The sequence below is a fragment of the Thermoactinospora rubra genome, assembly GCF_002093975.1.
GTDB classification, from domain to species: domain Bacteria; phylum Actinomycetota; class Actinomycetes; order Streptosporangiales; family Streptosporangiaceae; genus Nonomuraea; species Nonomuraea rubra_A.
Genome location: NZ_KZ084336.1, coordinates 69,330 through 90,252 on the forward strand (window position 1 = coordinate 69,330; position 20,923 = coordinate 90,252).

Genomic DNA, 20,923 nt, shown 5'->3' on the forward strand with positions numbered 1-20,923 from the left:
GTACGGCAAGGCCCCGGGAACGCCTACCCTTGATAGTGCGATGAGGACCTACGAGGTGCGCACCTACGGGTGCCAGATGAACGTGCACGACTCCGAGCGCCTGTCGGGCCTGCTGGAGGAGGCCGGTTACGTCCCCGTGCCCGAAGGCGAGACGGCCGACGTCGTGGTGTTCAACACCTGCGCCGTGCGCGAGAACGCCGACAACCGGCTCTACGGCAACCTCGGCCACCTGCGCCCGGCCAAGCAGAGGAACCCCGGCATGCAGATCGCCGTGGGCGGCTGCCTGGCGCAGAAGGACCAGGGCGAGATCGTACGGCGGGCGCCCTGGGTCGACGTGGTCTTCGGCACCCACAACATCGGCTCGCTGCCGGCGTTGCTGGAGCGCGCCCGCATCGCGGGCGAGGCGCAGGTGGAGCTGAAGGAGTCGCTGGAGGTCTTCCCCTCGACGCTGCCCACCAAGCGCGAGTCCGCCTACGCCGCCTGGGTGGCGATCTCGGTGGGTTGCAACAACACGTGCACGTTCTGCATCGTCCCGTCGCTGCGCGGCAAGGAGAAGGACCGCCGCCCCGGCGACATCCTGGCCGAGATCGAGGCGCTGGTCGCCCAGGGCGTGCTGGAGGTCACGCTGCTGGGCCAGAACGTCAACACCTACGGCGTGGAGTTCGGCGACCGGCTGGCGTTCGGCAAGCTGCTGCGCGCCTGCGGCGGCGTGGAGGGCCTGGAGCGCGTCCGCTTCACCTCGCCGCACCCGGCGGCCTTCACCGACGACGTGATCGCCGCCATGGCCGAGACGCCCAACGTGATGCACCAGCTCCACATGCCGCTGCAGTCGGGCTCCGACCGGATCCTCAAGGCCATGCGCCGCTCCTACCGGGCCGAGCGCTACCTGGGCATCATCGAGCGGGTGCGCGCCGCCATGCCCGACGCGGCCATCTCCACCGACATCATCGTGGGCTTCCCCGGCGAGACCGAGGAGGACTTCCAGGCGACCTTGGACGTCGTACGGCACAGCCGCTTCGCCCAGGCCTTCACCTTCCAGTACTCCATCCGCCCCGGCACCCCGGCGGCCACCATGGACGGCCAGGTCCCCAAGGAGGTCGTCCAGGAGCGCTACGAGCGGCTGGTGGCGCTGCAGGAGGAGATCTCCTGGGAGGAGAACAAGAAGCAGGTGGGCCGCGTGCTGGAGGTCCTGGTCGCCGAGGGGGAGGGGCGCAAGGACGAGGCCACGCGCCGCATGTCGGGCCGCGCCCCCGACAACCGGCTGGTGCACTTCGCCGTGGGCGAGGGCGAGCGGCCCCGGCCCGGCGACATGGTCACGGTCGAGGTCACCTACGCCGCGCCGCACCACCTCGTGGCCGACGGCGCGATCAGGTCGCTGCGCCGTACCAGAGCGGGCGACGCCTGGGAGGCGCGCCAGGGCGGGTCGCCGGGGCCGAAGGGCGTCATGCTCGGCATGCCGTCGATCGGCCGCCCTGCTCCGTTGCCGGCCACCACCGGCTGCGCCGCACGATAGGGCCGGTTAAGGCGAGAGGGCCGGTCAAGCCCTTCGACATCCCCCTGCCCCGCCCGCCTGCCCCCGGTCCACCTCGGAACGTCCTAGGACCTGGGAAACATCTCCTCCAGGCTCACCAGCACCAGATCGCCTCGGTTGCGCATGGCCATGAGGTCCGGGTGGAATCCGGTGCGGCTAAAGAGAGCCAGATGGGCATTCTGGGCGCGCGGGCCGAGGAGGTCACGGATGTGTTCCAGGCGTGCCACGTCGCGCGGGTCGCGCGGACGGTTGGTGCACTTCGCCTCGCCCAAGAGCACGATGCGGGCGGAGCCGGTGCGCGGCATGTCGCCGAGGGCGAGGCTGACGACGTCGATCTCATGGCTGACGGAGTGTTCGCGGCAGGCGACGGAGGTGGTTCCGGTCCATCCGATCTCCAGGCCTGTCCGATCGGCGAGCGAAGTTATCGTCCACTCCCGTGCCAGATGCTCGAAATGCGGGCCGAGGATCTGGGCGGTGAACGTCCGCTGGGCCTGGGCCCATGCCCGTGCGGCCTGGCCGCGGCGCTGGAAGAACTGCAGCCTGGGCAGCGTGATGGTGTGGTGGAAGCGCATGATCGGGTCAGCGATGGCGATCACAGGCTTGCGGTGGTGGAGGAGATCCTCGTCGTAGAAGATGAATCCGGAGCGTTTGAGCACGTTGAGCGGATAGGACATCGTTCGTGCGTCGCGTTCCAGCCGGGAGGCGATTCTCGCCGGAGTCGACTCGCCGTTGGCGATCGCCGTGAGGATGGCGTAGTACATCGCCCGGTCGCGGACGCCCGGCTCCTGGCTGAAGAGGAGGTCAACCTCGTCGAACATGGCGTGGGCCGGGTTGAACACGGTGTGGATCAGCCACTCGTCCAGCTCGTGGACGGACCGTGGGCTCGGCAGCGCGGCCGTCAGCGCGCGGTAGCCCGGAACGCCGCCGATGATCGAGTGGAGCCTGAAGGCGGTTTCCGGGTCGTCGATCTTCCAGAATTCCGCGGTGGTGACGTGGTCGAAGGCGTCGAGGCAGATGCTGAGCATTGCTCTGCCGTACAGGGCCTTGCTCTCGCTGAGCAGGTCCGACATGACGGACAGGGCGGAGCCGCAGAGGATGAGCCGGACGGGTGGTCGTCCGCCGCCGCGCATGGGCCCGTAGGCGTCATAAAGCCACTGCAGGACGCCGGGCAGTTCAGGAGAATGGGTCATCAGGAACGGCAGCTCGTCGATGACGATGAGCTGAGGGCTGCCTGACCGGCGCGCCTTGTCGCCGGCGATGGTGACGGCTGTCTCCAGGGCGCCTTCCCAACTGGTGAAGCCGAGTCCGGTGGGCAGTCCCGCCCAGGCGGCCAGCTCGTCGGCGAACCGCTGCAGGGCCATCGGCCTGGCATGCTGTTCCAAGGCGAGGGTGTAGAGGCCGCCCGTAGCGTCGCAGAGTTGCTGAAGGATCTCCGACTTGCCCTGGCGGCGGCGGCCGTAGACGACGCCCAGCCGGAGGCTGTCGGGGCCGCCCGGCGCCATGAAGGTCGTCAGCTCCCCCCATTCGGCCGCGCGGTCGAACAGATCGGACGGCTTCGGGAGATAGGGCATACGTACTCCATTACGTTGTAATGTATTACGTCTATCTTAGGGCGAGGAAGGGTCCGTCGAGCACTTGGGACGTGAGCGGCTCGCCTGGTTTAGGGGACCTACAATCGCTTGAGGCCCTGTCGAGGAGGCGCCGCCGGGATGGATCTGAAGACGCTGAGGGAGGTCGCGGAGATCGGCGACCCCCTGGAGCGAGCCCGCGTCCTCAGCCGGCTCATGGCCGAGCAGCAGGGCCTGGCCACCGAGGCGGCCAGGATGCGCCGCCAGGCCATCGCCGAGGCCCGCGAGGCCGGGATGAGCCTGGAGGAGATCGCCCGGCGGCTCGGCGTCTCACCCGGGCGCGTCTCCCAGATGCGGGAGGGGCCGGCCGCGCCGGCGCCCCGGGTCCTGGTGCGGCGGGCCCTGCCCACCGAACCCGCCGTCCGGGGCTCCAAGTCACTGTTCCTGGCCGAGGCGGAGCGCCAGGGGCTCAGGGCCGGCCGCCGGATGCTCTACGTCGGGCCGGAGCCCGCCAGTGATCACGTGGCGGCCTGCCTGCGGGTGGACCCCGGGACCGAGGTCATCGCCCGGCGGAAGACGATGACCGCGAACGACGTGCCCGTGCGCATCGCGACCAGCTACTTGCGCGCCGACCTGTTCGGCGGCACCCGGCTGGCCGAACCGGGGTTCGTGCGCCCCTCGCTCCAATCGGCGCTGACCGCCCTGGGGTACGCCTTCGGCCACGCGGAGGAGACCCTGACCGCCCGTCCGCCCACCGCCTTCGAGCGCGAGACGCTGGAGCTGGATCCGGGGGAGTGGGTGGTCCAGGTGCTGCGGGCGAGCTACTCGACAGAGGGCACGCCGGTCCATGTGCTGGAGACGATCTGCGCCGCCACCAGGCATGTCTTCACCATCGGGCAGGTCTCCGGGCACGACGAGTTCTGAGCGACCACCCAGGTGGCCGCCTGGATGGCACTGCCCCATGCCGGGTTCGGGCGGATTGCCGACCGCCGGGCGAACCGGCGGCCGGTCGAGGACCTGCCGCCGGGGTCGAGCGCGCCTGCGAGTCGGCTGCCGTCGGCCGTACCGCCCGGCTGCGCTATCGGGGTCGGGTGAGCCGGCCGAGCAGTTGATGGCAGTAGTCGCGGCGGAAGTCGCGGAAGGTGGCGCAGGGGTCGGGGACCAGCGGGCGTGCCGCCGTGTCGGCTGCGTCGTCCGAGCGGGCGTCCGGGCGGGTGTCCATATCCGGTGCCATATCCGGTGCCGTGTCCGGTGCCGTGTCCGGTGCCGTGCCGGGTGTCGTGCCCGCCCTCATGGTCGCCTCCGTGCCGGGCCTGCGGGAGGATGTTCCGTCCGTGCCGGCGGGGTCCGTCACGCCGGGTACGGCGATGCGCGGGGCGGGAGCGGGGACGCGCCGGACCCATCTCCGGGGAGGCGCGGCGACCGGCTCGGCCCACAGGATGACGGTCGGCGAGGGAGAAGGCGGCCGGAAACGATCATTGATAGCACCGCTTTCCCGATCAAGAATGGCGAACGGGATTCCCAGGCCCGCCCCTGCGACCGCTGAGATCGTTCCAATGATCGCCGCCGTCCTGGGCCGCCGAGCTGGTGATATGTCGTTTATGAGCGACAAGTCGTGATTCCTTTGTGATTGCAGCGCGAGCATTGCATCAATGCGGCTAGTGTGGACCCTCACCCTCGAAAGCCGATGCGCTTTCCCGAATCGAGTGCAGGAGCTGTTCACATGGAAGGGCAGGTGCCCGAGCGCCTGGAGGTCCTGACGGGCCCGGCCGAGGACCGCAGGCCGGACAGGCGCAAGAAGAATGCCAAAACGATCGTGATCGCCGCGTCCGCCCTGGTGGCGGTGCTTGCGGCGGGTGGCGTGGGGTTCGCCTTGTCCCGAGCGGGCGACACCCCGGCGGCGGGATCGACGACCCAGGAGGCGGGCCGGCCGCAACAGGCCGAGCCGCGGGATCCCGACGCCGTCGAGGAGCCGCAGGACGCCGCTCCCGCCGAGGAGTCCCAGGACGGTGGCCAGGCCGACGGCGGCGACACCCCGCAGGACGCGGCGCCGTACAACCCGGCTCCCCAGGACGGGTCCCAAGGCAAGCCCGCGGCGCGGAACGACCAGGACGGCGACCGCGGGTCCGCGGGCAGCAAGCCGACCACCAAGCCGACCACCAAGCCGTCGGGCGCGCCCGCCGAGGACAGCCCGGCCGACGGCCCGGCGGGCCTGGTCTCCGGCCAGTGCGCCAAGAGCGGCTGCGGCTGACCTGTCCCGGCCGGATTGCGATCCGGCCGGGCTCCGGCCGAGTGGCTTGCCGGTTTCCCCGGCCATTGGATCTCGGACAAGTCCACTCGCCTTCGTAAGGTCGCGGCATGACGACAGAGCATGCCGCGACCCTTCGTTCTCTCCACGTGCCGGGAACCCCGCTGATCCTGCCCAACGTCTGGGACGCCGCCTCGGCCCGGGCGGTCCAGGACGCCGGGTTCGCGGCGATCGCCACCGGCAGCGCGGCGGTGGCCCAGGTGCTGGGGTACGAGGACGGCGAGCACACCCCGCCCGCCGAGATGTTCGCCGCCGTCGCGCGGATCGCCCGGGTGGCGCGCGTGCCGGTGACGGCGGACGTCGAGCGGGGCTACGGGCTCAAGCCGCGCGAGCTGGCCGAGGCGCTGGCCGCCGCCGGAGCCGTCGGCTGCAACCTGGAAGACTCCGACCCGCGCACCGAGACCATGGTCGATCCCGGCGCGCAGGCGGCCTTCCTCGCGGAGGTGCGCGCCGCCGACCCCAACCTGGTGATCAACGCACGGGTCGACACCTACCTGTACGGCTCCCGCACCCGGCAGGAGGCCGTGCAGCGCGCCCGCGCCTACCTGGAGGCGGGCGCCGACTGCGTGTACCCCATCGGCCTGGCCGACGCCGAGGAGATCCGGGCGTTCGTCGCCGAGGTGGGCGGCCCGGTGAACATCCTCTTCCGGCCCGGCGCGCCCTCCCTGGCCGACCTGGCGGGGCTCGGCGTGGCCAGGATCAGCTACGGCCACGGCCTCCACCGGGCCGTCCACGCCTACACGGTGAAGCTGATCGGCGCCGTGCGCGAGGGCCGCGACCCGTATCGGGAAGGCTGAGGCTGTAGCGGGCCGCCTCGGGTCGGGATCACTTCCGGCCGGGACTGCCTCGGACCGGTCGGGGCCGTGCGGGAGGAGGTCCTCGCGCCCTGACCGCAAAGGAGCGCGAGGTCCTGCACGGGCTGCTCCGCCGCCTCCATGCCGGGCTCGGCCGGTAACCTGGCGTCCGTGCTTGTCGCCGCGGCCGTCTGTCCCCACCCTCCGCTGCTCGTCCCGGAGCTGGCCGGCGCCGCCGCGCCCGAGCTCGACGGGCTCCGCGCCGCGTGCCTGGCCGCCGTCGAGGCGCTCTGGAGCGCCGGCCCCGAGGTGCTGCTGGTGGTGGGCGCGGGCCCGCGGACCGAGTCGTACGGCCGGCATGCGGCGGGGTCGCTGAAGCCCTGGGGCGTGGACGTCAGGGTGGGCGAGGGCGATCCGGTGCTTCCGCTGTCGCTGACCATCGGCCGCTGGCTGCTCCACCAGGCCGCAGACCGCCGCCAGGACCCCGCACACCGCCCCGGCAGAGCTGCCGAGGATCACGCCGGCAGGGTCGCCGAGGGCGGTCCTAGCAGGGCTGTCGAAGGCCACGTCGGCAGGGCCGCCGAGGGCGGCGAAGACGGTCCCGGCGCCCTGACCGGCAGCCTCCTGGCCCGCCGCACCGCGCCCGCCGCGGACGGCTTCCAGGCCGTCGCCGCCGACGCGCCCCGCGGCGAGTGCCTGGCCCTGGGCGCGCGCCTGGCCGCGGGCGAACGCCGGGTGGGCCTGCTCGTGATGGCCGACGGCTCGGCCCGCCTGACCGAGAAGGCGCCCGGCTACCTCGACCCGGCGGCCCAGCCGTACAACGAGCTCATCGTGCGCGCGCTGGCTGGCGCGGAACCGGCCGCGCTCGCCCGGCTCGACCCCGCCGAGGCCGCCCGGCTGTGGGTCGGGGGCCGCCCGGCGCTCCAGGTCCTGGCGGGGGCGGCGGGCGATGACGGGTTCGAGGGCCGTCTGCTCGCCGACGAGGCCCCCTACGGCGTGGGCTACTTCGCGGCCTTCTGGCGGCGCGGCACCGGGACGCGCATCAGGTCCTGAGCCAGGATCACCTCGCCGTCGTAGGCGCGCCGCACCTCCTCCAGGAACAGCGGCTCCTCCGCCGCGCCGTACCGCTCGGAGAAGTGCGTCAGCACCAGCCGCCGCACCCCGCACCGCGCGGCCACCAGGCCAGCCTCCAGCGCGGTCAGGTGCCCGTACTCCCGCGCCAGCGCCGCCTCCGCCGACAGGAACGTCGACTCGATCACCAGCAGGTCTGCCCCGTCGGCCAGCGCGAACACCGCGTCGCACAGCCGGGTGTCCATGACGAAGGCCATGCTCTGGCCGGGGCGAGGCGCGCTGCACTGCTCCAGGCGCACACCCCGCACCGAGCCGGTGCGTTGCAGCTCGCCGATCTCCGGGCCGCGGATGCCGTACTCCTCCAGCTTGTCCGGCAGCATGCGGCGGCCGGAGGGCTCCTGGAGGCGGTAGCCGTAGGACTCGACGGGATGGGACAGGCGCATCGCGGTCACGGGCGGGATCTGGGCCACCTCGCCCGAGATGGGGTATTCGACCAGCACGTCGGTGTCGGCGAAGGCGCTGGCGTGGCGCAGCCGCCGCCAGTAGTGCTCGCCGGAGGCGGGGAAGACCGCGTGCACCGGGTGGGGGACGCCGTCGCGGGCGATGCGCTGGATGACGCCGGGCAGGCCCAGGCAGTGGTCGCCGTGGAAGTGCGTGACGAAGATCCAGTCGATGTCGTGCGCGCTGACCCCCGCCAGGGACATCTGCCGCTGGGTGCCCTCGCCCGGGTCGAACAGGACGCCCTGGCCGTCCCATCGCAGAAGGTAGCCTTAGTTGTTGTCTAAATGCAAGATGTGCGCGCGGATTTGTTGGGGTCCCCGGATAGCTACCTTGTACGGCTGACCTCGTCTTTCAGGGCATGGGACGCTCATGCGCTGGTGTGCCGATGCATGATCGGCGAGAAGTTTCTCTACAGGGTCAAGGGCTCGCTTCGCTCGCCGCAGGCCGCTCGCCCGCGCAGCGGCCAGGCGGGCTTGCGCATGCGGCCCTGGGGGGCCGTACGCGCCCGCCGCCGCACGCGGGCGACGGCCCCGCGAGCAGCACCCGCCCAGAGGAAACACGCGATCAACGGACACCGGCGATGATCTTGCCCTGAGAGCGTGTCAGCGTGCGGGTTGCTGTCCGTACCCCGCCCCCGCGCGCCCATTGTTCGTGTCCCTCGGTCGGCGTCAACTCCGGCTGTGCGGCTCGGGGGTGTGGCCGCGTGGAAGCCGGACGGGGGACCGGCGTCGGAAGCCGGAGTTGACCCCTCGGTCGGGACACACAATCGGGCGGCTGTGCGGGGGCGGGGGAGGAGTGGGCCGTGGGATGATCCGGCCCACGCATGGGGGTACGGCAGCGCGGGATGCGGCGTTGGTCCAGCCACCCGGAAGGCTGGACGATCCCCGCGCTGCCGTCCCGCTGCGGGCGCGACGGGACGGGGACGGGGCATCCTCACGACCGCGCCGACCCGAGGATGTGCCGTCCCATCGCGCCCCGTATCGCGCCCCGTCTCAGGGGTCGAGGTCGTCAGGCGGGGCCAGGTAGCGGGCGATCACCGCGCGGCCGTCCGGACTGGCCACGGCGTTCTCCCAGGAGCCGAAGAAGGCGATCAGGCAGTCACGGACGTACTCCGGGCTCGGAGAGCCGCCGGAGTGCGGGAGGCGCATCGGAACCGAGTACATCAGCGCTCCCCTCCGTTCGCCGCGTGCGGCCGGGGCTGATCGGCGCGCAGGGTGCGATAGCGGAGGGCGATACGGTGAGCGGCCCGCTCCGGCTCGCAGGCGGGGTGCCAGGCGTAGACCGTCCGCTGACGCCGGTCATCCCAGCCCGACCGCCACCAGAACCGTTCACCGTCGCACCACACAACCAGGCCCACCCAGACGGACACCAGCGCGAGCCCGTACCCGTCGTGAACGTCGGCGCGGATGTGGTGCTTCTCAAGCGCCAGCCGCAACAGCTCCGCCGACGCACACGGACCAACGGCGACCAACGCGGGAGCGCCCGGCATCTCTACCCTCCGATCAGTCCTCTTCTGATCGGTCGCGAGAGTGCCCAGCCCCTCTCGTGCGCGCCCGGCACCCCTCAGCCACCGAACCGCGCTATACGGGAGTCACCCCCGCGACCTGGTAATTAGCATTGGCGTTGGTAACTCTGGGGTCACCGTTGCGGAGTTGCCGCAACGTAAGTGCGGCAACCTCACCGGGAAGGACACGAGCACGTGACGACCGGCCAGGATCTACGGGCACTCAGGGAGGCCCGGGGAGTCAGTCTTGACGATCTCGCCCGGGAGACGCGCATGTCGAAGGGGCATCTGAGCCGGGTCGAGCGAGGCCAGCGGCCCGTGACCCCGGCCTTGGTGCGCGCTTACGAAATCACTCTGGGCGTGCCCGTTGCCGCAACGTCAGCTACTAACAGTGACGACCCCGATGCCGATACCTTCGAGGATGTGAAGCGGAGGAGTCTGCTCAGCTCCATCGCGGCGGCATCGGTTGGAGCCGCAGCTCTGGAGCCGCTTGCCCGTCTGTTCGACGGGTTCACCGAGAGCCCACCGGCCTACGTGGGGCTGACCGAGGTCGAAGCCGTCGAGAGGGCCACCGATCTTTATATGAGCGTCGACTTGGCCCGGCACGGGGCGATGGCAGCAGCGATGGCACGCGGTGCGCTCCGTTGGGCCGTGAGCCTCACCGAGCGTCGCATGGCCCCGGATCTCCGCGAGCGCCTGTTCTCAGCGACGGGGCTTCTTGCCGACCGGCTCGGATGGGCGACATTCGACGCAGGCACCCCACCGAGGGCCATGCAGCTCTTGACGTTCGCCCTGGACAGCGCCGCACGCGGCCCAGACCGTGACCTGAGAGCGCACATCATGCTCGATCTGTCTACGGTGCTCACCGACATGGGCAGACCCTCAGACGGCGTCGAGATCCTTCGCATGGCTCTGGGCGACGAGCGGATCAGTTCCGCCGAGCAAGCCAACCTCCATGCCGTAGCCGCTCGACACTGCGCCGCCGCCGGCGACCGTGCGGCCGGGCTACGCCACGTCGAGCGAGCCGAGGCCGCGCTGTCACGGGGAACACCAGCGCTCGCCCCGGCATGGGCACGTCACATCACCGTCTCACCAGGCCACCACGACAGCGCCCTGGGGCTTGCCCTCTTCGCCCTGGGCGAGGACGACCGTGCCCGTGAACGCCTGACCGCAGCCATGAGCACACTCGACCCGGAACGGACCCGTACCGGGCTCCGATGCCTCACCCGTCTGGCCATCCTGGACATCCGTGCTGGCAACTACGACGAAGGCGAGGCGAAGGCGCGACGGGCAGCCGCCGAGGCGTCCGGCGTCACGTCGGCACGTATCTCCGCTGATCTTCGCATGCTCGTCCGCACCGCCGAGCAGTACGGCAAGCATGATCTTGCAGCCGAGTTGACCTCAGCGTCGAGTGCCAGCAGGGTTTGAGCATGCGCTACACACTGCAACAGGTCGCCGAGGAGATCGGCGTGTCCGTCGAAGACGTGACGGTGGTCGCGCAGATCGAGCTTGGCGGTCCACCGCTGTACGAACCCGGCGTCGAGGATGACTTGGTTTCCGAAGAAGGACGCCGCCGCCTCCTGGTCCACTACAGCGGTGGATCCGACCCGGACGCTTCCTGACTGCTCTCGCGTCCGATCCTGCGAGCCGTCACGATGCGTTGCCGAACGGTCTCGGCCCAGAACTGTTCGCCGTCGAGCAGGCCGCTACCCGCATAGCGCCACTCGGAGAGGGTGAGGGTTTCCCGATCATCGAACTCGGGAAGTCCCGAGATCGCGCGGGTCCGTGCGGCGCGGTGTTCCGCACGGGCCAGGCGCAGCGCCCCCAGGGTCGTTGAGTAGTGACGGCTCTTGGTGGAGAAGTGGCCGCGATACCCGAGCATGTGCGCCCACTGCCGCAAGGGTATGTCCCGGTAGGCAGGCAGCCGACTCAGCGCGAAGCAGGTATAGATCATGCGCCGCGCGTGCTCGGTGACCTGAAGCGAGGAGACATCCCCCGCGCTCTTGACGGGCCGGTCCACCGTGCCAGCCGACTCCGCGCCCTTGGTGGCGTACTTGGCCACGTAGGCAGCCACACGCTGATCACTCACGCCGTCGAGATCGGCCGCGACGTAGACGGGCAGCACCTTCACCTGATCACCCCAACGCAGCGCCCCGCACGACTCGGGAACCGGAATGGCGATCTGCCGAGTGGCGGCATGGATGGCTTGATCAAGGACAGTCACAGTCGCCCAGGGCGGGGGATCATCGGTCGGCCCGCCCGGTCCGTCCAGGCGGATCACGGCGTGAAAGTGGATCAGTCCGCGCGCTTGGTACTCGGCGACCTTGGCATAGGAGACGCGCAGCACCCGGCGCAGGTCGGCCCGGCTCATGCCCACGAGTTCGGCGAGGACGGCGGGAAGGCGTTGGGCGAAGCGCCGCCACAGCTCGCCAGCATGGGCGTTCCACAGCACCGCGCCCCGGTAGTCATAGCAGTCGGCGCACAGCGGTTGCCCGAGCTGTGGGTCGTCTTCGGCGTGCCGTACGCCGCAGCTCTCCGGGCGGCCGTGCGGGCACAGCGGATGATCGCGCCGGGGACGGCAGGGGCGGACCTTCCCGCCCTCTTCACGACGGGCATGCACCGCACCGAAGGACGGAGCGGTGAGGGTGGCGAATACGCGCGGATGCGCGCTGACTCCCTCGGGCACACCTTTGCCACCGCGCAGGCCGGAGATGATCAGATGGAAGGTGTCGTCTTTGTAGGTGGCCGAGCAGGCGGGACAGCGGGAGGCCCGGCGGTTGCCGCAGGCGGTGAGCAGGAAACCGGTCGGCTCGTCGGCAGTGCGGTACATGTCGAGGATTTCGCCCGTCCGGGCGTCGAGGGTGATCCGTTCGCCCCGGAGCCGGATGGGCTGCGCACAGCCACCCGTCGCGTAGACCATGCGCAGCCAGCGGGCGAAGTCGGGCGCGGATGCGCGCTGGAGTGCGGCCCTCATGTCCTCGGGAAGATCGGGGAGCGTCATGCGGCCCGTCCCTCATCCTCCGCTGGGAGATCACCGCTGATCTCGATGCCCAGGATGAGCCCGATGCGCCGCCACTTCTCGTCAGACCATCGGGGCCGCTGTGCAGCGATCTTCTTGCCCCATGCGCGGGCTTCCGCGCTCGGTTCATTGCCCAAACTCCACTCCTTCCTCTCGGCGGAAGGAGGCACGCCAGTGGTACGACAACGGGAGAGCGTCAGACCGCTGGATCAGCCGCCTGAGGCTCGGACGAGTCGTCTTCGAGAGTTTTGGAGTTTGAGCTATCTGTTTCGGCTATCTTGCGGGAACCCCGCTGGCGCCACCCGTGCCGGGAGCTCACCCCGGCTCACTTTTGTTGTTTTATGAGGCTTTCAGTGTCAGCTGTTCCCGAGCCCTCTGGCTCGATGGGCGCTACCCGTGGCCGGGAGCCTACCCCGACCGCACGACTCGTGGTGCCCGTAGTCTCTTGCGTGTCTCCGTGTGATCTATAACTACCCGACACCACTGACAGTTCCCGCTTGAGTCAATCTTCCCGCCAGATCGGTTCCAGAAGATCGGGGTCAAAGTCGCGCCGACCGCGTACGGCGGGGCGAACGATGATCGCGTGGAATGCCTCTCGCAGGTATGCGCGCTTGGTGGAGATCGGCAGCCCGCCCTCTTCCTCGGGGATGTACCAGCGACGCCGCAGGTCTTCCACGTCCAGAGCAGCCCGGACGCGCGCCCGCTCGATCGACGCCTGATGCTTGTCCCGTTCGGCGCGCAGCCGGGCGATCTTCTTTTCGAGCTGGGGAGCCAGCTTGAAGAACAGCTCATTGCTGATCTTGTCTTCGTCCCACTGCGCGGACAGTTCGTCCAGGCGCTTCTTCGCTGCGTTCAGTTCCTTTTCTCCTGCCCACGCGGCAGGCCGCTCCTTCCGCCGCCGGAGTTCCTTCTCTTCCAGACTCGCCAGCAGCGCTTCCGAGATGAACTCGTCGATCTTGTCGCCGCGCCGGGAGATGCCGCCGCATCCGCCGTCCGACTTCCCAGGACAGAGGTAGACGTGCGGCCCGACGCCGCTCTTGCCCGGACGGCAGCGAAGAGGCTTGTTGCAGATCCCGCCCTCCGGCTTGGGCTTGCCACAGCGCAGGATGCCCGACAGCAGGTAGCGATGTTCCCGCTGATCAGTCGGTATCGGCGACCCCACCGAGCCGTCTCTGTTCACCCAGTGACCCTTGCGGGCGTTCATGACCGCCATGACCGCCTGCCACTCCTCGGGAGTCAAGATCGGTTCCCACTGGCCGACGATCGGCTCTCCCTTGGCGTCGCGCACCAGCTCGCCGCCGATCGCACGCCAGCCGCACAGGCGGGGATTGGCCAGCGCCGACCGCAGCGTCATCCGAATCCACGGGTTCCCGCGCGAGGTCAGGACGCCGTGCCGACGCCACTCCTTGACGATGGAATCCAGGGAGCGCCCGCCCGCGAAGTCGAGAGCGGCTTTGCGGAGCAGCGGAGCCTCCTCGGGATGGAGCGTCAAGCGGTCCGGAAGCCAGCCGAACGGGCGAGGACCGCCCACGGGTTTGCCCTGCTCAGCACGAGCCTGATGGGAACGGCGCATCCGGCGCTGCATCTTCCGCACCTCCATCTTGGAGATCACCGCACCGAACAGGCCCATGCTCTCGGTGTCCTCGCTGTAGAGGTCCTTCGACCCCCGAGCGTCGGCGTAGACCCGGCCATCCTTGTAGGTGATCGCTTCCACGAACCGCTCATAGTCGCCGGGGCGGCGCGCGAGCCGATCCTCCGCCACGATGACCACGCCCTGAACCGGCCTGCCATCGGGCAGCTTCCCGGCCTTGAGGACCTTCAGCATGGCCTCGAAGTCGTCGCGGTAGACGTCCGCCTTGGCGGCCGACTTGTCGTTGTCGGTGAACTCCGCCACCACGGTCCAGCCCAGCCGGGCGGCCGTCTCCCGGTTGACCTTGTGCTGGTCCCTGACCCCGTGCTCGTCGCCACGGTTGTCCGCCGAAATGCGCGCATACGATACGACTGGGATGCCCGACTCCATCGGGGAGACCTCCTTGAGATACCACTCTTAGGAAGGTTCTACCCGTTGTGGTTACGGTTCCTAGTAGGGACGGCGCTGGCGGTGCCCAGAATGATCAGCTCACGGGAGGACATGATGGTAACGGTCGCATACGCGAGGGTGCCGACGCCCGTGGGGACCTTCACGCTCGCCGTCACCGAGCAGGGCGTGGTGGCCACGGGCTGGGGCGCGGTGAGCGTGGGCCTGCCGGAGGCGCGCGACCCGGACCGTACGGCCGCCGCGGAGGCCGAGCTGCGCCGCTACTTCGACGGCGAGCTGACCGAGTTCGCCGTGCCCGTGGACTGGCGGCTCACCTCGGGCAGCAGGCGCCGGGTGCTCCAGGCGCTGCACCGCGTCCCCTACGGCAAGGTCGTGACGTACGGCGAGCTGGCCGAGCTCAGCGGCACCGGGGTGCCCGCCCGCGGCGTCGGGGCCATCATGGCGTCCAACCCGCTCCCGATCATCGTCCCGTGCCACCGCGTGGTCGCCGGCGACGGGCTCGGCGGCTTCAGCGGCGGCACGGGTGTGGAGACCAAGCGCTGGCTGCTGACCCACGAGGGCTATCTGCAGCCGTCGATCTTCTAGCCCTCCTGGCCGTCGATCTTGTCGGCGGCGTCCCTGGCCCTCTCGGTGCCCTGGTCGATCTGCTCGTCGAACTTGCCGCCCGTGGCCTGGCCCGCCGAGTCGGCGGCCTGGTCGACGCCCTGCGTGGCGGCGTCCTCGGCCTTCTCCCGCAGCTCGTCGGCCTTGTCCTGATGGCCGCTGAACATGCCCTTCATCTTGTCGAACACCGACATTTCGGACCTCCCCCGATCCGTCCGAATGGCGGCCCCCTGCCGCCGTCCCCGTCATACCCCCAGCGCCTGCACACTTATCGGTGTGCGTACGCAGCCTGTCATCGCCGTCGTGGGGCCGACCGCGGCCGGAAAGTCCGATTTCGCCGTGGACCTCGCGCTACGGCTGGGCGGCGAATGCATCAACGCCGACTCCATGCAGCTTTACCGAGGAATGGACATCGGCACGGCGAAGCTTGACCTGGCCGAACGGCGTGGCGTGCCCCACCACCTGCTGGACGTGTGGGACGTGACGGTCACCGCCAGCGTGGCGGAGTACCAGAAGCTCGTGCGGCCCCTGATCGAGTCGATCGACGTGCCGATCCTGGTCGGCGGCAGCGGCCTGTACGTCCGGGCGGCGCTGGACGACCTGCGCTTCCCCGGCACCGACCCGGCCGTCAGGGCCAAGCTGGAGGCCGAGCTGGCCGAGCGGGGGCCGCAGGCCATGCACGAGCGGCTGCGCGGGCTGGACCCCAAGGCGGCCGAGGCGATCCTGCCCGGCAACGGGCGGCGGATCGTGCGCGCGCTGGAGGTCATCGAGCTGTCGGGCCGGCCGTTCTCGGCCACCATGCCGTCCTACCGGGCCGTCTACCCGAGCGTGCAGCTGGGGCTGGAGGTGCCCAGGCCGGAGCTGGACGAGCGCATCGAGCTGCGCGTGGCGCGGATGTGGGAGGCGGGCCTGGTGGAGGAGGTGCGGCGGCTGCTGGACCAGGGCTTGGCGCAGGGGCTGACCGCGAGCAGGGCGCTGGGGTACGCGCAGGTCATCCGCTACCTGGAGGGCGAGTGGACCGAGGAGCAGGCCTTCGCCGAGACCGTCCGGGCCACCAGGCGCTTCGCCCGGCGGCAGGAGTCGTGGTTCCGCCGTGACCCCAGGGTGGTGTGGCTGCCGTACGACTCGCCCGACCTCCTAGGCTTGGCGCATGAGGTTCTTGAAGGGGCACGGCACTGAGAACGACTTCGTCATCCTGCCCGATCCCGAAGGCGTCCTGGAGCTGACGGCCGCCCGGGTGGCCGCGATCTGCGACCGCCGGTCCGGGATCGGCGCCGACGGGGTGCTCCGCGTCGTGCCCGCCAAGGCCTCGCCCGAGGTGTCCCACCTCGCCGACCGGGCGGAGTGGTTCATGGACTACCGCAACGCCGACGGCGGCCTGGCCGAGATGTGCGGCAACGGCGCCCGGGTGTTCGCGCGCTACCTGGTCGACGCGGGCCTGGCCGCCCCCGGGGAGTTCGCCGTGGCGACCCGCGGGGGCCTGCGCCGGGTACGGCTCGCGGACAGCGGCGACGTGACCGTCGACATGGGCCGGCCGGCCGTGCTGGGGGAGAGCGCCGCCACCGTGGCCGGGCGGGAGTATCCCGGCCTGTGCGTCGACATGGGCAACCCGCACCTGGCCTGCGTCGTCGCCGACCCGGTCGCGGGGCTGGACCTGACGCGCCCGCCCGGCTTCGACCCCGCCGTGTTCCCCAAGGGCGTGAACGTCGAGCTGCTCAACGTGGCCGGGCCGGACCGCGTGGTCATGCGGGTCCACGAGCGCGGCTCGGGCGAGACGCGCTCGTGCGGCACCGGCGCCGTGGCCACCGCCGTGGCCGCCGCCCGCCAGGCGGGACGGGCCACGGGCGTCTGGACCGTCGAGGTCCCCGGCGGCACGCTCACCGTGACGCTCACGGAGGAGACCAGCTACCTGTCCGGCCCCGCCGTCATCGTCGCCTCCGGCGATTTGTGGATCTAATCTTGCAGAACCTTGTTCTGCTGAGGGATGCTGGGTTCGTTCCCTGAACCGAGGAGGTACGGCATGGCGGACCCACGCACCACGGCGGCGGCGGTCAAAGGACCGATCGGCGTGCTCGGCGGCGGCTTCATGATCTCCAGGGAGGCCAAGGCCCTGTGCGAGAAGTACGGACTCGGCCCGCGCGAGCTGTACTTCCGCGGCCGATGCGGCGTCCTCGGCGAGGTCCACCCCGACGTGGTCACCTCCGTCGCGGTCTTCTTCCCGGCCGGCCACGTCACCGAGAGCTGGGAGGGCGGGCGCAAGCTGCCCGTGGAGGAGGCGGTCGCCGCCTACGCCGGGGCCTGCCAGGACTGGGGGCGGCGCAAGCTGGGCGGCTTCGACGGCTGCGCCAGGATCGCCGAGCTGCTGGAGAAGGTCGTGCGCGAGGCCTCCGTGCTGGGCGCCCCGCTGTTCGCCGGGTGGCGAGCCGTACCCCTGCCGGACGACCCGCCCGCCCGGGCGGCCCAGCTCATGCACCTCGTCCGCGAGCTGCGCGGCGGCCTGCACGCGGCGGCCGTGCTCGCGGCCGGGCTGCACCCGCTGGAGGCCACGCTGGCCGCCGAGCACTCCGGCACGCCCTTCGGCCAGGCCACCGGCGAGATGATCGCCAGGTTCTTCCAGTGGCCCGAGCCGTACCCCGTGCCGAGCCCCGAGGTGGTCGAGCGCAGGCGCCAGGTGGAGGAGCGGACCGACGACCTCATGGCGCCCTTCTTCGCCGTGCTGACGGACGCGGAACGCGAGGAGCTCGCCGAGCTCGTGCGTTTGGGGCACGCCCCGTGACCTGGCAGACTTTCTGCCCATGGACGTGGACATCTGGTCGTGGGTAGGAGACACCCAGCAGCAGCTCTCCGAGGCGGGTCAGGCAGGGCTCGCCATGGCGCTGGGAGATCTTCCCGCGCAGGCATACCAGGGGCGATACTCCCAGCTCGACGTGATGGCGCCGGCCATCGCGCAGCAGGCGGACGCCCTCGGCATGCCCTGGCTGGAGTTCTACGCCCGCTACTGGCACCTCATGGGCCGCATCGGCGACCGGGCCCAGGGCGCGGTCGCCCTCGGCGACGCCGAGGCGCTGGTCGAGTTCGCCCAGCGCGAAGAGATCCGTGAGTGCCCCTCCGTCCCGGCCGCCGTCGAGGCGCTGGCGATCGCGTGGGCCAACACCGACGGCCCCGGCTACGCCGCCGACCGGCTCGCCAGGCTCGGCCCGGCCATCGACGGCGTCGGCCCCGACAGCCCCGCCTACTGCGGCCTGGTCACGCAGTACGTCTCGGCGCTGGTCGACTCCGGGCAGGCCGACGAGGCCGTCGCCTACGCCGAGGCGGCCGTCGAGCGGCTGCACGGCGCGGGGCGCGAGGCCAGCTGGGAGCTGGGCGCCGAATCCGCGCGTGCGCTGCTCGCCGCCGGCCGCGCCGAGGCCGCGCTGACCGCCCTGCAGGCCGCCACCGACTTCCAGGCCGACGACCCGGTGGCCAAGCCCCACCGCGACGGCGTGCGCCGCGCGCTGATCCTCGCCGAGCTGGGCCGCCTCCAGGAGGCCGTCGACGCGCTGCCCGACCTCGACGTGGTCGGCGACCACCCGCGCGTGTTCGTGGAGTGGGCGCGCGCCATCCGGCTGCTGGCGCCCTCCGGCCAGATCTCCAACTCCTGGCAGCTCGGCCGCGTGCTGCGCCAGTGGATCGACTACTTCAGCACCATGGGCGCCTACCGCGCCCGGGTGGAGCTCGCCCTCGTCGCGGGCGACCTCGCCGTGGCCCGGCAGGGCGTCTGGCAGGCCAGGCTGCTGGCCGAGCTGGCCGAGTCCTTCACCGGGGAGCTGCGCTCGCCGGAGGGCGTGGCCGAGCGCGTCGCCGAGCTGCGCCGCGCCGCCGAGGCCGCCGCCGAGCCCGAGCCGCCGGGACCGCTGGAGGAGCGGGTCGGCCAGTTCGACGCCGCCGACGGCTTCAACGCCGACCCCGAGCGGTGGGTCGGCTGGCTGGCGCCGCTGTCCGGCACCGACCTGGAGGCCACCCGCCGCCACACCACGACGATGGGCTTCCTCGGCTACCCGGCCCAGGGCGCCGACATCTACTGGCGCTACCTGGTCGACGGCGGCAGGACCGGCTCGGCCGCCGACGACGACGTCGCCTACCTGGCCACCCTGCTCATCGAGGCGCGCCAGGACGAGCGGCTGGAGCAGCTGGCCGCCATGCTGCCCGACGCGCAGCGCCACCTGACCCTCGCCCGCCTGCACAGCGCCCGCGAGCGCTGGAACGACGCCGTCGCCGAAGCCGAGCAGGCCCTCGCGGCGGGCGGNGGCGCGCTGCAGCAGCTCGGCGACAACGCCAAGGCGGCCAAGACCCTCCTGGAGGTGCTCGACGCCGAGGACACCACGGACGAGGACGTCTGGCGCATGATCGTCATGGCGACCGCCGCCGAGGACTGGGACACCGTCCGCAAGGGCGCCGCCAAGATCGGCATGCCGATCAAGTCCACCGAGGGGCCGATCGAGGAGGAGATGGGCCTGGTGCGCATCATCCTGCCGGCCCCGGACGGCACGCAGCGCCAGGTGCTGTCGATCCGCACGGGCCCGGCCACGGCCCGGCTCGCGCTGCCGCAGCCGCGCGGCATGGAGTACAACGCGGGCGACCTGGTCGTCTTCGACCCGCAGCTGCTGGAGCCGGTGCCCGACGACCCCAAGGAGCGGGAGAACTTCGTGCCGCCCTTCGCGGCGGTGAGCATCCTGCGCCCGGGCGGCTACACCAGCTACTTCTTCGACGGCGCGGCGCCCTCGGAGGCGGACTGGGCGGAGTTCACCGAGGTCATGGCCGAGCGCGGCTGGCCGATGTGGGTCTACAGCGACGAGAACTACACGGTGACGCACCCGAGCACGGGCGAGCGGCTGCCCGGCGTCTACGGGTGGGTGGCCGTGCCCCCGGGGGTGACCCCGCAGGAGGTCGACGCGGTGCTCGACGACGTGACCGAGCGGTGGTCGCACCCGCTGGCGTGGCTGGACCTGGCGCGCGAGGTCGGCGTCGAGGTGGAGCGCCACGAGCGCATCGTGAAGGAGTACGGGCTGTAGGGGTGCCATGAGCCCGCCTCGAGGCGAGCCGAGGGCCGCGGAGTAACGTTCGAGCCCTGGTCACTCGCCTTGAGGAGGGTTCATGCTCGACAGGTTCCGGCTCGACGGCAAGGTGGCGATCGTCACCGGGGCGTCCTCCGGTCTCGGGGTCGCCTTCGCCCGGGGACTGGCCGAGGCGGGAGCCGACATCGCCGTCGGCGCCAGGCGCGAGGACCGGCTCGGCGACACCGCGAGGCTGGTCGAGCAGGCCGGGCGGCGCTGCGTCGCGGTCCGGACGGACGTCGCCGACCCCGAGGACTGCCGGCGGCTCGTGGCCGCCGCGATGGACGCCTACGGCCACGTCGACGTGCTGATCAACAACGCCGGCGTCGGCACCGCCGTACCCGCCCTGCGCGAGACCCCCGACGAGTTCCGCCGCGTCATCGACGTCAACCTCAACGGCGCCTACTGGATGGCCCAGGCGTGCGCCCGGGTGATGCGGCCCGGCTCGTCCATCGTCAACATCGGCAGCGTGCTGGGCGAGACGACCGCCGGGCTGCCGCAGGCGGCCTACAGCGCCTCCAAGGCGGGCGTGGCCGGCCTCACCCGCGACCTGGCCCAGCAGTGGACCGGGCGGCGCGGCATCCGGGTGAACTGCCTGGAGCCCGGCTTCTTCGCCTCGGAGATGACCGAACAGTACAAGCCCGGCTACCTGGAGCGCATGATCGAGATCCGGGTGCCGATGGGCCGCGCGGGCGACCCGGCCGAGCTGGTGGCCGCCGCCGTGTTCCTCGCCTCCGACGCCGCCTCCTACATCACGGGCGTCACGCTGCCGGTCGACGGCGGGGTCCTCATCACGTGAGCGTGGACGCCGTTGTGGCTTGTTGATGCACTAAATGCGGTAAATCGGGTTAGAGGGGTTCGCGATACGGTGACCTCGGCAACCTAAGGGGGTC

20 protein-coding genes are annotated in these 20,923 nt (G+C 71.2%); 12 read left to right on the forward strand and 8 right to left on the reverse strand.

Annotation, left to right across the window (positions count from 1 at the left end):
* Positions 1–40 precede the first annotated feature (40 nt).
* Entirely contained in the window at positions 41–1,513 is a 1,473-nt protein-coding gene (gene miaB, locus BSB02_RS15360; protein WP_084959477.1) for a tRNA (N6-isopentenyl adenosine(37)-C2)-methylthiotransferase MiaB, read from the forward strand.
* An 83-nt stretch (positions 1,514–1,596) separates the two neighbouring features.
* Here the strand turns inward: miaB and BSB02_RS15365 are convergent, their stop codons facing one another.
* Complete coding sequence (locus BSB02_RS15365) at positions 1,597–3,102, reverse strand: AAA family ATPase (protein ID WP_084959478.1); 1,506 nt, start codon at positions 3,100–3,102, stop codon at positions 1,597–1,599.
* 138 nt (positions 3,103–3,240) lie between these two features.
* On the opposite strand from BSB02_RS15365, the gene BSB02_RS15370 reads away from it, so the two are divergent.
* Positions 3,241–4,023: a UTRA domain-containing protein gene (locus tag BSB02_RS15370; RefSeq protein ID WP_084959479.1), complete on the forward strand. Its 783-nt coding sequence runs from the start codon at positions 3,241–3,243 to the stop codon at positions 4,021–4,023.
* A 154-nt stretch (positions 4,024–4,177) separates the two neighbouring features.
* Here the strand turns inward: BSB02_RS15370 and BSB02_RS40575 are convergent, their stop codons facing one another.
* Positions 4,178–4,321: a hypothetical protein gene (locus BSB02_RS40575; RefSeq protein ID WP_158088634.1), complete on the reverse strand. Its 144-nt coding sequence runs from the start codon at positions 4,319–4,321 to the stop codon at positions 4,178–4,180.
* A gap of 501 nt (positions 4,322–4,822) precedes the next feature.
* Here BSB02_RS40575 and BSB02_RS15380 point away from each other — a divergent pair.
* The 3 genes from BSB02_RS15380 (at position 4,823) to BSB02_RS41455 (ending at position 7,254) form a co-directional block, all read left to right on the forward strand.
* The gene (locus tag BSB02_RS15380; RefSeq protein WP_084959481.1) at positions 4,823–5,350 is read left to right on the forward strand and encodes a hypothetical protein; all 528 of its coding nucleotides are present in this window, start codon (positions 4,823–4,825) and stop codon (positions 5,348–5,350) included.
* 107 nt (positions 5,351–5,457) lie between these two features.
* A complete protein-coding gene (locus BSB02_RS15385) occupies positions 5,458–6,204 on the forward strand; it encodes an isocitrate lyase/PEP mutase family protein (RefSeq protein ID WP_084959482.1) in 747 nt (248 codons plus the stop codon).
* A 168-nt stretch (positions 6,205–6,372) separates the two neighbouring features.
* Positions 6,373–7,254 (forward strand): class III extradiol ring-cleavage dioxygenase family protein, encoded by an 882-nt coding sequence (locus tag BSB02_RS41455; protein WP_206184704.1) that lies wholly within the window; start codon positions 6,373–6,375, stop codon positions 7,252–7,254.
* Here the strand turns inward: BSB02_RS41455 and BSB02_RS15395 are convergent.
* The 3 genes from BSB02_RS15395 to BSB02_RS15400 form a co-directional block, all read right to left on the reverse strand.
* Positions 7,203–8,033 carry a ribonuclease Z gene (locus BSB02_RS15395; RefSeq protein ID WP_240506442.1) on the reverse strand — a complete coding sequence of 277 codons (831 nt, stop codon included), beginning with the start codon at positions 8,031–8,033 and terminating at the stop codon, positions 7,203–7,205. The genes BSB02_RS41455 and BSB02_RS15395 overlap by 52 nt on opposite strands.
* Positions 8,034–8,765: 732 nt before the next feature.
* Positions 8,766–8,936, reverse strand: coding sequence for a hypothetical protein (locus tag BSB02_RS40580; protein WP_158088635.1), 171 nt, complete (start codon positions 8,934–8,936; stop codon positions 8,766–8,768).
* Positions 8,936–9,208, reverse strand: coding sequence for a hypothetical protein (locus tag BSB02_RS15400; protein ID WP_143590702.1), 273 nt, complete (start codon positions 9,206–9,208; stop codon positions 8,936–8,938). The genes BSB02_RS40580 and BSB02_RS15400 overlap by 1 nt, the downstream gene beginning before the upstream one ends.
* Before the next feature lie 264 nt (positions 9,209–9,472).
* On the opposite strand from BSB02_RS15400, the gene BSB02_RS15405 reads away from it, so the two are divergent.
* Together BSB02_RS15405 and BSB02_RS15410 are read left to right on the forward strand one after the other, a co-directional pair.
* The gene (locus BSB02_RS15405) at positions 9,473–10,705 is read left to right on the forward strand and encodes a helix-turn-helix domain-containing protein (RefSeq protein ID WP_158088636.1); all 1,233 of its coding nucleotides are present in this window, start codon (positions 9,473–9,475) and stop codon (positions 10,703–10,705) included.
* 2 nt (positions 10,706–10,707) lie between these two features.
* Positions 10,708–10,899, forward strand: a complete 192-nt coding sequence (locus BSB02_RS15410) for a hypothetical protein (RefSeq protein ID WP_084959485.1) — start codon at positions 10,708–10,710, stop codon at positions 10,897–10,899.
* On the opposite strand, the gene BSB02_RS15415 is transcribed toward BSB02_RS15410, so the two are convergent.
* Positions 10,866–12,278: a replication initiator gene (locus tag BSB02_RS15415; protein ID WP_084959486.1), complete on the reverse strand. Its 1,413-nt coding sequence runs from the start codon at positions 12,276–12,278 to the stop codon at positions 10,866–10,868. The genes BSB02_RS15410 and BSB02_RS15415 overlap by 34 nt on opposite strands.
* A gap of 520 nt (positions 12,279–12,798) precedes the next feature.
* Positions 12,799–14,316 carry a recombinase family protein gene (locus tag BSB02_RS15420; RefSeq protein WP_084959487.1) on the reverse strand — a complete coding sequence of 506 codons (1,518 nt, stop codon included), beginning with the start codon at positions 14,314–14,316 and terminating at the stop codon, positions 12,799–12,801.
* Positions 14,317–14,430: 114 nt separating this feature from the next.
* Here BSB02_RS15420 and BSB02_RS15425 point away from each other — a divergent pair, with 114 nt between their 5' ends.
* Positions 14,431–14,919 (forward strand): methylated-DNA--[protein]-cysteine S-methyltransferase, encoded by a 489-nt coding sequence (locus BSB02_RS15425; protein WP_276206331.1) that lies wholly within the window; start codon positions 14,431–14,433, stop codon positions 14,917–14,919.
* On the opposite strand, the gene BSB02_RS15430 is transcribed toward BSB02_RS15425, so the two are convergent.
* On the reverse strand, positions 14,916–15,131 hold the full coding sequence (locus tag BSB02_RS15430; RefSeq protein ID WP_084959489.1) for an antitoxin: 216 nt from the start codon (positions 15,129–15,131) through the stop codon (positions 14,916–14,918). The two genes, BSB02_RS15425 and BSB02_RS15430, sit on opposite strands and share 4 nt — an antisense overlap.
* An 82-nt stretch (positions 15,132–15,213) precedes the next feature.
* On the opposite strand from BSB02_RS15430, the gene miaA reads away from it, so the two are divergent.
* The 4 genes from miaA (at position 15,214) to BSB02_RS15455 (ending at position 20,829) form a co-directional block, all read left to right on the forward strand.
* Positions 15,214–16,116, forward strand: a complete 903-nt coding sequence (gene miaA / locus BSB02_RS15435; protein WP_240506437.1) for a tRNA (adenosine(37)-N6)-dimethylallyltransferase MiaA — start codon at positions 15,214–15,216, stop codon at positions 16,114–16,116.
* The gene (gene dapF, locus BSB02_RS15440; protein ID WP_084959491.1) at positions 16,088–16,894 is read left to right on the forward strand and encodes a diaminopimelate epimerase; all 807 of its coding nucleotides are present in this window, start codon (positions 16,088–16,090) and stop codon (positions 16,892–16,894) included. Before miaA ends, dapF begins: the two co-directional genes overlap by 29 nt.
* Positions 16,895–16,957: 63 nt before the next feature.
* On the forward strand, positions 16,958–17,713 hold the full coding sequence (locus BSB02_RS15445) for an SCO6745 family protein (protein ID WP_240506438.1): 756 nt from the start codon (positions 16,958–16,960) through the stop codon (positions 17,711–17,713).
* A gap of 2,357 nt (positions 17,714–20,070) precedes the next feature.
* Positions 20,071–20,829, forward strand: a complete 759-nt coding sequence (locus BSB02_RS15455) for an SDR family NAD(P)-dependent oxidoreductase (protein WP_084959493.1) — start codon at positions 20,071–20,073, stop codon at positions 20,827–20,829.
* The last annotated feature ends 94 nt before the right edge of the window (positions 20,830–20,923 follow it).